A 12,764-nucleotide genomic window follows, 5' to 3' on the forward strand; every position below is an offset into this window, starting at 1 on the left:
ATGCGATTAACGTGCCACACGGCCGAAAACCTACAGTAAGACACTGTTTTTGATATGAAAATTATTTAAAGGCAGGAAAAACAGAAAGTCAGAGCCCCTGAAAACTGTCCCAAATTTGGAACAACCGCACAGCTCAATACCAGCGAATAACGTCTTACTCTTTAACTATCATGCGGTTACCCATTAAACACTTGTCAGTCTTACTGACGTTAATCCAGACACAAAAAAAGCGGCCCCGTTTCCGGGGCCGCTTTTAAACACTGCTTAGGTCGTCGAGATTAGATGTTCTCGAACTGACCCATAGTGTTGTCTTTACCGCCAGCCTTCAGCGCAGCTTCACCCGCGAAGAATTCTTTGTGGTCGTCACCGATGTTAGAACCAGCCATGTCCTGGTGCTTAACAGTAGCGATGCCCTGACGAATTTCCTGACGCTGAACACCAGCAACGTAAGCCAGCATACCTTCGTCACCGAAGTAGCCTTTCGCCAGGTTGTCAGTAGACAGAGCGGCAGTGTGGTAAGTCGGCAGAGTGATCAAGTGGTGGAATACACCCGCTTCACGTGACGCGTCACGCTGGAAGTTACGAGTCCACTCATCAGCCAGCTCAGCCAGCTCGGTGCCGTCGTAGTCAGCACTCATCAGACGGTCGCGATCGTACGCAGATACGTCTTTACCTTCTTCCTTCCAGGCGTCGAATACCTGCTGACGGAAGTTCAGAGTCCAGTTGAAGGACGGGCTGTTGTTGTAAACCAGCTTAGCATCGGGCACAACTTCCTTGATGCGGTTTACCATGCCAGCGATCTGACCAACGTGCGGCTTCTCGGTTTCGATCCACAGCATGTCTGCGCCGTTCTGCAGGGAAGTGATGCAGTCCAGAACAACACGGTCTTCACCAGAGCCAGGCTTGAACTGGAACAGGCCAGAAGCCAGGCGCTTCGGCTTCAGCAGCTTGCCGTCAGACTTGATAACAACGTCGCCGTTCTCGATCTGGGAAGCGTCTTCGATGTACTCGCCATCGATGAAGCTGTTGTACTGGTCGCCCAGGTCACCCGGCTCGTTGGTTACAGCGATCTGCTTGGTCAGGCCAGCACCCAGTGAGTCGGTACGAGCAACGATAACACCGTCGTCTACACCCAGCTCAAGGAACGCCAGACGAACAGCGTTGATCTTGGACAGGAAGTCAGCGTGAGGAACGGTTACTTTACCGTCCTGGTGGCCACACTGCTTCTCGTCAGAAACCTGGTTTTCGATCTGGATGCAGCACGCACCCGCTTCGATCATCTTCTTAGCCAGCAGGTAAGTCGCTTCGTCGTTACCGAAACCAGCGTCGATGTCAGCAATGATCGGTACAACGTGAGTTTCGTGGTTGTCGATCTGCTTGATCAGCTCTTCGGCTTTCGCAGTGTCGCCAGCTTTTTCAGCGGCTTCCAGGTCACGGAACAGGTGGTTCAGTTCCCAGGCATCAGCCTGACGCAGGAAGGTGTACAGCTCTTCGATCAGAGCAGGTACAGAAGTCTTCTCGTGCATGGACTGGTCAGGCAGAGGACCGAACTCAGAACGCAGAGCAGCAACCATCCAGCCAGACAGGTACAGGTAACGACGCTTGGTGCTACCGAAGTGCTTCTTGATAGAGATCAGCTTCTGCTGACCAATGAAACCGTGCCAGCAACCCAGAGACTGAGTGTACTTGGAAGAATCGGCATCGTAAGCGGCCATGTCTTCACGCATGATCTTCGCAGTGTACTTAGCGATGTCCAGACCAGTCTTGAATTTGTTCTGGGCGCGCATGCGAGCGGCGTGCTTAGGGTTGATGGCGTTCCAAGTCGGGTTTTGCTTGACGAGGGAAGCGATCTGATCAACGTCTTGTGAGTAGGGCATGATCTCTATCCTTTCTACGTTTGTGTTCAAAAGGTGCGAATTACTGCTACCAGGCAGTAGTCGCTGTCAGCCTGCTTGGCAAATAACGAGCATTGGCTGACGTTGGGCGACACTTTACTGCCTCCGATCTTATAATTGAAATTTATATTATGTATTTCCAGCATTTTCCCTGTGAATAGTGCTGCGAACCACTTTTACCTCAAACACTTGCAGTACTCACACACTCGCTAATGCGTAGGAACCGCTCAGGTTCGACACATCACCAAGAGCTGGTCACCTTTGCGAAGGTCCATATATTGTTTCCGCGGCGGGTTCATTTGCAGGTGGCGGCCACGCTCATCCGCTGTTTCGCGACGAACGCCGAGCGCAATCTCTCCTCTGGCCGCCAGTGTTTTCTCGAGGAACTGGAAATCCGCACTGGCCGGCAAGGGGTAGTCTTCGGGATCACGGAACTGAATTTCTGCGCCCCCCACGGTAAACAACTCGTCGAGTACCACTCTCAACTCCCGACGCAGCGCAACTTGAGCCAGCACATGGCTAAGAATCATCGGGCTGATCAGCATTTCACTCTGATGACCGTACATCAGGTGGCGGTTGTCCGGGTCGCTCAATTCGAGCGTAACCTGCGGCCGAACCGCGGCTTCGGACAGAATATCTTCCAATTGCAGGTATCCGACCATTGCACGGGCATCCGCTTCCTCACCGGAACCAATGCGATCACTGCTCAACAACATCACGGTATCGTATGAGGCCGGGTCCAGCTTCCTGAGCTCATCCTCCACCATGTAATCAGCTTCAAGCAGCCGACCGTTGATCTTCTCAATATCGACACCGTAGCGGGACAACTCGCGCTGCCGTTCATCCAGCGGCGTGGCAGACACCATGTCCAGTTCGAACTGCAGCCCGGAATAGCTGCCAAACTCCGCCACCAAACTCGGTACCCGACGATTCCACCCCAGCACCAGAACACGATGTTTTTCGGGCTTTACCCGGGCTGCCACAGGCATCGCCACTCGCTCGACAGGTGCCAAAGGTTCCGCCTTGGGGTCTGGCCCGGTGTGGGCGTAATCTCTGGCAAGCAGTACCACGCGGTCCTCGGTTCGGATCACGGTGTCAGATGTCGCCAGCAGATTTACCTTCCAGGTACCGTTGTTAGCCGGGTGCAGGAGCCCCAAAACAATCGCGTATGGCCGTTGCGAGGCCAGTTCGCCCAACGTCAGGCCCTCGGCAGTTTCGCCGCCTCGGACAAAAATCTCGTTGCCGCCATCGGCCGTCAATAACTCGTTATAGACTTCGGATAAATTCGGGTGCAGCACGTTCTGAACCATCAAACGACTGATGGTGGAGCCACCCGCAACCACCTCAACCGAACCCGGGTATGCCCTCTCGATAACGGGTAATTTGCGCATATCCTGAATTTCGGCGACGACATAGGGTAAGGATGCATTTAAATGCCGGGCTTGGGCGGCAATGGATAACAGCGCTTTCACCGTTTCCACATCAGAGGTCACTATGCTGCCGGCGTTATAGCCCTGACTGGGCACGATCACCGCCGCCGCATCCAGGCAAGCCACTCGATGCAAGGCCTCCGGCTGAATTGCCGAGCCGCTTCGCAAGATCACCTCTCGGGCACGGCTACCCACACCGGGCTCGTTGCGCAACTCGTAGAGCTGCTCAACGCTGGCTTCTTCTGCCAGCACCACAAGGCGCAGCCGCTGGGCATCGTGCTTCTCGAGAAAACGCTGCATTCGGCCTGTTGAGCCGAACAACTCGGCCACTAATGGCGGTGTCTGTGCGGTCCAGCCGAGCACCACCACATGACTTTTCAAGGTAACGGGCGTTAGACCTCGCTCAAGATCGGTCATTTTAGCAATCAGCCAGCGGGTCAGGATCGCCACCAGCGTGCCCATAAACACCACATACCCGAGGATGGTCAGCAACGTAGAAACAATCCGTTGCCAGGTACCCACATCGTCGCCGAGGTAGCCCGGGTCCGTCAGGCGCAGAAAAGCCCACCAGACAGCCGCGCCGGGGTCATCAAACTCGCCCCCCTGCGGAACCACCAACAAACCACCCACCAAAGAAATCAAACCGATAAAAAGCCCGACCACCAACAATTGGAAGCCGGCACCTTTAAGCAGTTGGCGCTCAAGGATGAACTTAACGCGATCGATTATTCGAAATGGAAGCATAACAACCCTCTTTTGAAGGCAGTTTAACCCAGATTCCCGCGAGAACCAGAAGATGCCGCCTCAAGCGCTGCCTCAAGGGTCGGATAGAAACTACTGACACCCGGTTCCGGTTTCACACCCGCACGAGCCAAGGTTCGCAGAGGCTGGAATTGCAGGTCAGCAATCAGAATTTCAGTATCGGCATCACGGCAACTGGCCACCAGTTTGTTCAGAGCGGACAAACCTCCTGCGTCCAGCACGGTCACGCCGTCCATATACAGAACAATACCTCGCGCTTGCTGTGACAAGGCAGCCAATTCCCCGAACACCCGGTCAGCAGCGGCAAAGAATAAAGGGCCGTTGATTTTGAACACCCGCCAGCCTTCCGGTAACCCAGCCGGCTTCACGCGTTTGTCATCAGAAATATCGGTGACCTTGGTCATCTGCGCCATTTCCTGCATGAACAGCACCGCGGCCAACAACACCCCGGCGGTTATCGCGATCACCATATCCAGGACAACAGTCAGGCTGAAACAAGTGAGAAAAACCAGCACATCCATGCGCGGTGCGGTTTTCAGAAGATGTACGGCCTTAGGTGCTTCACTCATGTTCCAGGCCACCATGATCAGCAAAGCCGCCATCGCTGGCATGGGCAGGTAAGCGAGCACACCCGCCAGCGAAACCAGCGCGAGCAACACCACAAGCGCATGAACCATCGCCGACACCGGCGACTCAGCCCCCGCCCGATAGTTGGCAGCAGAGCGGGCAATGGCCGCGGTGGCGGTAATACCACCAAAAAACGGCACCACAATGTTGCCAATACCCTGCCCCATCAACTCACTGTTGGCACTGTGGCGTTTTCCGGTCATGCCATCCAGCACTACCGCACACAAAAGGGACTCAATGGCGCCCAACATGGCAATGGCAAATGCGGCCGGTAACAGCTCCTGAACCATCCCCCAAGACAAACCAACCGGCTCTCCCTCGGCGTTCAGTTGCTGCCAGGGCCATGCAAATTCGGGCAAGAAGGGGGGGATGCCTGCACCCATGCTGCCGTCTGGCAACAGGTAGCTGAACCGGGAACCGATGGTTTCAATCGCCGCACCGTTCGAGTTGAACCAAAGCGCCAACAAGCTGCCAATCACCACCGCAGGAAGGTGCGGAGGCACTGGCGTTTTCAGCCTTGGCCACAGCAGCATGACAGCCAAGGTTGCTCCGGCCACCAGCGTGCTCATGCCATCCATCGCCGGCATCTGCTGAGCCAGCACCGCCAGTTTGTCCCAATAGTGCCCGGGCATACTGTCAACCGACAACCCAAAGAAGTCTTTGACCTGCAGAGTGGCAATCACCACCGCAATGCCGCCGGTAAACCCGAGCGTGACCGACTCCGGGATGTACTCAATAAAGCGCCCCAAACGCATAACCGCCATCATCACCAGCAACACCCCGGACATCAGCGTAGCCAGCAACAAGCCGCCCAACCCATAATTCTGTGCAATCGGGTATAAAATGACGACAAAGGCAGCGGTGGGGCCAGAAATGCTGAACCGGCTACCACCCAGCAACGCGATGATAAAGCCTGCGATAAAAGCGGTATACAAACCGTACTGAGGTGCCACGCCACTGGCGATGGCCAGCGCCATAGCTAAAGGAATGGCGATAATGCCAACCGTCACGCCCGCCATCACATCCTTCAAAAACCGGGCGCTGGTGTACCGCTCATCAACACAGGCTTCGCGAAGTGCGTGGGCAAACCTCAAAGAAAAAAGATGAGCGCGATGCGGCATTAGCGAACTCCCGGTTGCGAAGACAGGCCTCAAATTATATGCTCATCCCAATAACATTCAATGTTAACCTGATTAACATACAAGGCATTCTCAAGACATGACAAAAGAAAACCGCACTGCGCGCCTGACCCTGCTGATCGACCCGGATAAAAAAGCCGTATTCGAAGAACTCTGCAAACAGGATGACGTCACCCCTTCCCAGAAAGTTCGTCAGTTTATCCGCGAGTACGTGGAGCAAAAACTGGGGGAAGACTGGCGCGAGCAACGCAACAAAAACCTCGACTAAGCAAGGCACCCTGCGTTTATGATCAAGCCTTCATTCGCTACGCTGATCACTTTAGCGCTGCTCGTCTCGTCGGGCTGTGCACTGACTCAGCCACACTCCAATTCGAGCCGCTTCACGCCGGCAACACTGTACGAAAGCGTAGTGATTGACCCACGCTCGCGCCAATCCATTCCGCTTGAAAAAGCCGTTAACACACTGTCTAAAGCCGATGTCGTCGTGATTGGCGAATATCATGGCCACCAAGCCTCTCACCTTCTTCAGGCGCGAGTGCTGAAGCACCTGCACGCCATCAATCCACACATAGCCCTGACACTGGAACAATTCAATCTGGACCATCAGGACGATCTGGACGACTATCTCGCCGGGCGCACGGGTGAGACGGAAATGATCGAAGACGCCGATGCCTGGGACAATTATCGCGGCTCTTACCGGCCCATCATCGAATACGCGCGCGCCCACAATCTTCCGGTGATCGCTGCCAATGCCCCGGCGCTAACGGTTCGCTGTGTCGGCCGAATTGGGCCCGACTACCTCAATGCACTACCCGATAAACAACGGCAAAAACTGCCCGCACACCCCTTCCGGGATACACCGGCCTATCGGGAAAAGTTTATCGAAGCCATTTCCGGCAGCCACGGTGCAAGCGACCCCGCAATAGCAGATCGCATGGCCAACGTTTACAAGGCCCAACTCTTGCGCGATAACACCATGGCCAGCCGTATTTTGCAGGCTAGAAACAGCTACCCGGGGCATCAAGTGCTGCATCTGACGGGCACCTTTCACAGCGAGGAGAAACTCGGCACGGTCGCTCTGCTGCAGAAACGCGCTCCGGAGCTGTCGGTTGCTGTTCTAAGCCCGGTGTTCTGGCCCTCAGATCAACCAGCCCCGTCTTTGGAGGAACATCGGCGCAAAGGCGATTTCTTGTATCTGATTCAACCTTTGCCACCGGAATTTCGGGATCGTGAACGGCGGAATAGCGCTATGAAAGAACGTTTCAAACGCCGCTCAAATGCCACTTGCGAGCAAGACTAATCGTCACTGGGTTTGCACCATCTCGTCGGTCACCAGATAGTCGCCGGCGAGCCAGCGCATAATTTCGCTGGCCGCCGGATGATCAAAAGCATCGTAGGTGTGTGCTAAGGCACGCTTTCGCTCCTCGCTGAGCCGCCCCAACCCCGCATCCTGCAAGCTCAACAAATCCTGCTGAATCTGGTTTGCCAATTCTTCGCCAAGCAGCTCACGGGCAGCATGATGAAAAGCCCGGCCGTACTGGTAGTCCGGCCCCAGCCGGTAGGATTCCGCCAGCGTCAAAGCCGGGATCGAGGTCAACACCGGCTGCAGCGCCGGATTAATAGCATGGCCCGCCAAGTGCGCCGCATTAGCCGCTGGCCGGCCGGTAAAGGCTCTGAGGTGCAGGTGCCGAGACATTCGGTCGCCATCGTTCACCGGATAGTTATCCCACAACACCGGTTTGCGCCCCAGACGGTCGCCCACCCGCTTTAAATGCCCCGGGGAGATTTCCCGGGAACAGACTTCCTCACCGGTCCAGAACACCCGTACATCTTTATCAAGCTCGGCCCCCAGCGTTTCAAGATAATCCGAAGGTCGTTCACCGAACACACGATCCAGCACCGGATCATCGGAATAATAGGTCGGGCAGATGCTGAACATGGTTGCGTCACTGTGCGCTTTCACCCAACGCATAATCTCGGCCTGAGTACTCGCCAGCGACGGCGTTTCCGAGCGCATATCATCAAACAGAATGGCCAGCTCCTGCACCCCGATCCGGTCCAGCGCTTTTAATTTGGCCGCCAAAGCGTGGCGCGCGTTCTCGTCGAACTGGTTAAAGATCTCGAACGGACTCAAACCCACGCCGAAGCGAACGCCTTCGTGTTTGCACAATTCAGCGAAGTCAGCCAACGCTGAAAATTCTTCAGCCGGATGCGACTCCTGCCAGCGCCTGCGCAAATAAGGGTCAGCTTTGGGTGCGTAGAGGTAAAAGCCATAGCCGTGCCCGGCCAAGGTCTTCAACAGCTTGCGCCGTTCGGGCCACGTCCACATGGGGCCGTAAAACCCTTCGATCATACCGAGTTCAACTGTCATACCTTGTTTGCTCCTTGGCACTGGCTTTCAGCCATCATACACCTGTCCCGAAACCGTCTTCGATCCAACAACCATGAACGGATAGTCAGTTTCGGGCAACCGAATTGTATACTTGCCCAGGCTCAGGCCGGCTATGATAAACGCACATCGTCACCGGAACTTACCAACGCCATGCAGAACAACCAAAGTCGCCTGACAGCCTTGGACGCACTTCGCGGCATTGCCGCGCTCGGCGTTGTTCTGTTCCATTTCCTGCCTTACTACAATGAACTTTACGGTCACAGCTTTGACAGCCCCGCCTTTCTGGAGTTCGGGCGCTACGGCGTGCATCTGTTTTTCATGCTCAGCGGTTTCGTCATTTTCATGACGCTGGAGCGCACCCAGACCGCCGGCTGGTTTGGCCTTGCCCGAGCATTCCGGCTGTTACCCGCCTTGTGGGCCGGCATCGCGTTGACCTTTCTTTCCGTACATTGGCTTGGCCCCGAAGACCGCGCCGTCGAACCGGTGTCAGCGCTTTTGAATATGACCCTTCTGCACGAATATCTGGAGCATCCGCATGTTGATGGGGCCTATTGGAGCCTGGTGATTGAAGCCAACTTCTATGTCTGGATTGCGCTGCTTTTTTACGGACTGAAGAGCTGGCAACGGCTTCGCCCTGCACTCTGGCTGTGGGCTGCAGCCAGCTATATAGGCGTGATTTGGTGGAAGGCGATTCCGGAATCAATGGACTTTCTGGTGAAGGATCTGTTGTTCGTGCGTTATGCACCGCTGTTTATCAGCGGCATGCTGCTCTTTCGCTGGCACAAATACGGCAAACCACCCGTCGCCGATGTCATCTTGCTGGTTCTGACCGTCGGCCATTGCCTGATCGCCTACAAAGCCCCCTACAACCTGTTCGTTCTCGCCTGCTACGGCGTTTTCATTCTGGCTGCCAGCGGTCGATTAAGCGTGCTATCCCGTCCGGGCCTGATATGGCTGGGAAGCATTTCCTATACCCTCTATCTGGTCCATCAAAATATTGGCTATGGACTGATCACGCTGTTTTACCAGTGGGGGCTCCCCGGCCCTATGGGCGTTGGGTTGGCTCTCTGCACGGTCATTGCGCTGGCTTCAGCCCTTCATTATGGCGTTGAAAAGCCGGCCTTAAGCGCTTTCCGCCAGTGGCGGAACTACCGCACCCGAACCACCGCGGCCAGCCCCGGCGAAGGCGCCTGAACGATTTATTTGTGCCTCGCCCCGCACCTAGACATATGTCGTAATTCGCGCAGTTTTTACTGCACATCCTCCGCCAAGTATGCAAACCTGAACTAAACTGTTCAGCAGTACCCGCTGGCACGATCGCCCAGCTCCTCCAACACACAATTAAAACAATACAACAGGCTGGAAAGAACATGAAAATCCGCTCCTTTATATCGGCGACCGTGCTCGCCGTAGCCACCACGTTTTCTGCTTCGCAGGCGCTTGCTCAAGAAAAATTCACATTAAAACTCGCCGAAACCTGGGGGCCGAACTTCCCCATCTTCGGTGACACCACCAAACGTTTTGCCGAAACCGTTGAAAAAATGTCCGACGGTCGCCTGAAAATCCGCATCGACTCGGCCAACAAACACAAAGCTCCGCTGGGTGTTTTCGACATGGTGAAGGCAGGCCAGTACGACATGGGCCACTCCGCCTCCTATTATTGGAAGGGCAAAGTACCCGAAACGTTGTTCTTCACCAGCATGCCGTTCGGCATGAACGCCATGGAACAGTACGCCTGGTTCTACCACGGTGGTGGCATGGAGCTGATGCAGGAAGTGTATGAGCCCCACAACATGCTGTCGTTTCCCGGCGGCAACACCGGCATTCAAATGGGCGGCTGGTTCCGTGAAGAAATCAAGTCATTGGACGACCTGCAAGGTCTGAAAATGCGGATCCCGGGATTTGCCGGCGAAGTCTTCGCCGAAGTGGGCGTAAACCCCACCAACATTGCACCGGGTGAGCTGTACACCGCCCTTGAACGCAACACCATTGACGCCGTTGAATGGGTTGGCCCGGCGCTGGATTTGCGCCTTGGCTTCCAGCAAATTGCTGACTACTACTACACTGGCTGGCACGAGCCTGCGACCGAACTGCAATTCTTGATCAACAAGCGCGTGTGGGAAAAACTGCCGGCGGACCTGAAGGAAATCATGCGCGTAGCCATGCGCACCGCCTCCTACGACATGCTGGTGCACTCTCAGCACGCCAACGCGGAAGCTTGGGCGAACATCAAAAAGGACTACCCCAACGTCCAGATCAAACGGTTCCCGGCTGACATCTTCCAGGCCATGTACGATGCCAACAAAAAGCTGCTGAAAGAAACCGCTGAAAAGAGCCCAATGGCTAAAAAGATCATCGATTCACAGCTGAGTTACCAGAAACAAAGTCGCGCCTATACCGAAATTTCTGAACGCGCATACCTCAACACCATGGGAGAAGTTCAGTAAACTCTGGGCCATGCTGAATCAGAGCCGGGATCGCTCTTGAAAAGTGGTTCCGGCTTTTTCATTTAAAAGCCACATAAAACATCCGCTCAGCGGAGGAAGAGGTTTAATGCGCTGGATTATCAGACTGGATGAGGGCCTGGCCTGGCTCTCGAAACTCTGCGGCTGGATCGCCTGCGTGGCCATGATCCTGATGGCCGCCAACGTGTTTTATGACGTTGTCACTCGCTACGTATTCAGTGACGTGTCGATTGGCATGCAAGAGATGGAATGGCACCTGTACTCGGTGGTCTTCCTGATGGGGATTCCCTACGCGCTGCGCACAGACGGCCACGTACGAGTGGACGTGTTCTACACCAACTGGCAACAGAAAAACAAAGCCTGGATCAACCTGATTGGCGCTCTGATCTTCGTTATCCCCTTTGCGTACCTGATCGGCGTGTATGGCTATAGCTTCGCCGTTGACGCCTACGAGATGGGTGAAGGCAGTGGCGATCCCGGCGGTTTACCCCATCGCTGGATCATTAAATCGGTTATTCCTGTCAGTGCGTTCTTTATCGGTACCGCCGGTTTGAACATGATCACCTACGCAATCCGCGTACTGGCCGGTGAAAAATCCTACGAAAGCGAACACAGCGCAGGAGGTTTGGCATGATCGGTATGATTATGTTCCTCGTTGCCCTGTTCATGCTGATGTTCGGGTTCCCCGTTGCCTTTACCTTTGGCGGCGTTGCGCTGTTTTTTGGCATCTTCGCCGAAGGCATGGACCTGTTTGCCTTCATGCCTTATCGCATTATGAGTGTCATGCAGAACACGGTGCTGATGGCCGTGCCCTTGTTCATTTTCATGGGCGTGATTCTTCAGCGCACGAAGCTGGCCGAGCAACTGCTGACCTCAATGGGCCGCTTGTTTGGCGGCTTGCCGGGTGGTTTGGCCATTTCCACCATTCTGGTGGGTGCATTGCTGGCGGCCTCTACCGGCGTTGTGGGCGCCAGCGTGGTCGCCATGGGCTTGATCTCCCTTCCGGTCATGCTGGCCCACAATTACGACAAACGACTGGCCACAGGCACTATTTGCGCCTCGGGCACCCTCGGGCAGATCGTGCCACCCTCGATTATTCTGATTATTCTGGGTGATGTACTGGGCCTACCGGTTGGCGACTTGTTCAAAGCCGCAGTCGGGCCAGGCATGGTGCTGATTGGCCTGTATATTGTTTATATCCTGTTCCTGACCCGCTTAAAACCGCAGACGGCCCCGGCCATGCCACCGGACGACAGCATCAGCCGCGGCAAAGAAATCCGTAATGCGCTACTGGCGATTATTCCGCCTTTGGCACTGATCGTGGTGGTTCTGGGCTCTATCTTCACCGGTATCGCCACCCCCACCGAATCCTCTGCACTGGGCGGTGTTGGTGCCGTGATTCTGGCCATCATTTACCGCCAGTTCAGTTTTAAAATGGTGTGGGATGCATCCAAAGACACCGTGAAAGTAACGGCCATGGTCTTTGCCATTCTGATTGGTGCGACCGCCTTCTCCATGGTGTTCAGCTATACCGGCGGTGACTACTTGCTGGAAGAGTGGCTGATGATGCTGCCGGGCGAACAGTGGGGCTTCATTATCCTGGCGATGGTGGTGATTCTGGTGCTGGGATTCTTCATCGACTTCGTGGAGATTTCCTTCATCATCGTGCCAATTCTGGCACCCGTGGCAGAAGCCATGGGCATCAACATGCTCTGGTTTGCCATTCTGATTGCCATGAACCTGCAAACCAGTTTCCTGACACCGCCCTTCGGGTTCTCGTTGTTTTATCTTAAGGGCGTTGCGCCCGCCGAAGTGAAAACAACCGACATCTATAAGGGCATTATTCCGTTTATTCTCATTCAAATTCTGGTGTTGGCGATGATTGTCATCTTCCCGGAATGGTTCGGAATGAGCGCCACCTACTAAGCTACCGATAAAAGGCAGGCCGGACTGTTCCCGGCCTGCCCTCTTCACCTCTCTCACCTTGCCCAAGCCTGATCATTTTATATACAATCCAAGGAGTGCGACTCTCAGTCTGGCTTTCGGGACCGCCT

10 protein-coding genes are annotated in these 12,764 nt (G+C 55.1%); 6 read left to right on the top strand and 4 right to left on the bottom strand.

The features are described from left to right. Positions 1-278: 278 nt before the first annotated feature. The 3 genes from DOQ08_RS09510 to dauA all read right to left on the bottom strand — a co-directional run bounded on the left by DOQ08_RS09510 (position 279) and on the right by dauA (position 5,835). Complete coding sequence (locus DOQ08_RS09510) at positions 279-1,877, bottom strand: isocitrate lyase (protein ID WP_114334648.1); 1,599 nt, start codon at positions 1,875-1,877, stop codon at positions 279-281. A 245-nt stretch (positions 1,878-2,122) separates the two neighbouring features. Continuing rightward, entirely contained in the window at positions 2,123-4,069 is a 1,947-nt protein-coding gene (locus tag DOQ08_RS09515) for a CASTOR/POLLUX-related putative ion channel (protein WP_114334649.1), read from the bottom strand. A 23-nt stretch (positions 4,070-4,092) separates the two neighbouring features. Next, complete coding sequence (gene dauA, locus DOQ08_RS09520; RefSeq protein WP_114334650.1) at positions 4,093-5,835, bottom strand: C4-dicarboxylic acid transporter DauA; 1,743 nt, start codon at positions 5,833-5,835, stop codon at positions 4,093-4,095. A gap of 97 nt (positions 5,836-5,932) precedes the next feature. On the opposite strand from dauA, the gene DOQ08_RS09525 reads away from it, so the two are divergent. After that, entirely contained in the window at positions 5,933-6,121 is a 189-nt protein-coding gene (locus tag DOQ08_RS09525; RefSeq protein ID WP_114334651.1) for a CopG family transcriptional regulator, read from the top strand. 18 nt (positions 6,122-6,139) lie between these two features. Then, positions 6,140-7,153, top strand: coding sequence for a ChaN family lipoprotein (locus DOQ08_RS09530; RefSeq protein ID WP_114334652.1), 1,014 nt, complete (start codon positions 6,140-6,142; stop codon positions 7,151-7,153). Between the two features lie 3 nt (positions 7,154-7,156). Here DOQ08_RS09530 and DOQ08_RS09535 read toward each other — a convergent pair whose 3' ends face one another. Further along, positions 7,157-8,224, bottom strand: coding sequence for a beta-N-acetylglucosaminidase domain-containing protein (locus DOQ08_RS09535; RefSeq protein WP_114334653.1), 1,068 nt, complete (start codon positions 8,222-8,224; stop codon positions 7,157-7,159). A 171-nt stretch (positions 8,225-8,395) separates the two neighbouring features. Here DOQ08_RS09535 and DOQ08_RS09540 point away from each other — a divergent pair, with 171 nt between their 5' ends. The 4 genes from DOQ08_RS09540 (at position 8,396) to DOQ08_RS09555 (ending at position 12,636) form a co-directional block, all read left to right on the top strand. Continuing rightward, positions 8,396-9,439: an acyltransferase family protein gene (locus DOQ08_RS09540; RefSeq protein ID WP_114334654.1), complete on the top strand. Its 1,044-nt coding sequence runs from the start codon at positions 8,396-8,398 to the stop codon at positions 9,437-9,439. A 176-nt stretch (positions 9,440-9,615) separates the two neighbouring features. After that, on the top strand, positions 9,616-10,692 hold the full coding sequence (locus tag DOQ08_RS09545) for a TRAP transporter substrate-binding protein (RefSeq protein WP_114334655.1): 1,077 nt from the start codon (positions 9,616-9,618) through the stop codon (positions 10,690-10,692). Positions 10,693-10,798: 106 nt separating this feature from the next. After that, positions 10,799-11,344 (top strand): TRAP transporter small permease subunit, encoded by a 546-nt coding sequence (locus DOQ08_RS09550; RefSeq protein WP_114334656.1) that lies wholly within the window; start codon positions 10,799-10,801, stop codon positions 11,342-11,344. Further along, positions 11,341-12,636, top strand: a complete 1,296-nt coding sequence (locus DOQ08_RS09555) for a TRAP transporter large permease (protein WP_114334657.1) — start codon at positions 11,341-11,343, stop codon at positions 12,634-12,636. The genes DOQ08_RS09550 and DOQ08_RS09555 overlap by 4 nt, the downstream gene beginning before the upstream one ends. Positions 12,637-12,764 lie beyond the last annotated feature (128 nt).

It is taken from the genome of Marinobacter litoralis (assembly GCF_003336705.1).
GTDB lineage: Bacteria > Pseudomonadota > Gammaproteobacteria > Pseudomonadales > Oleiphilaceae > Marinobacter > Marinobacter litoralis.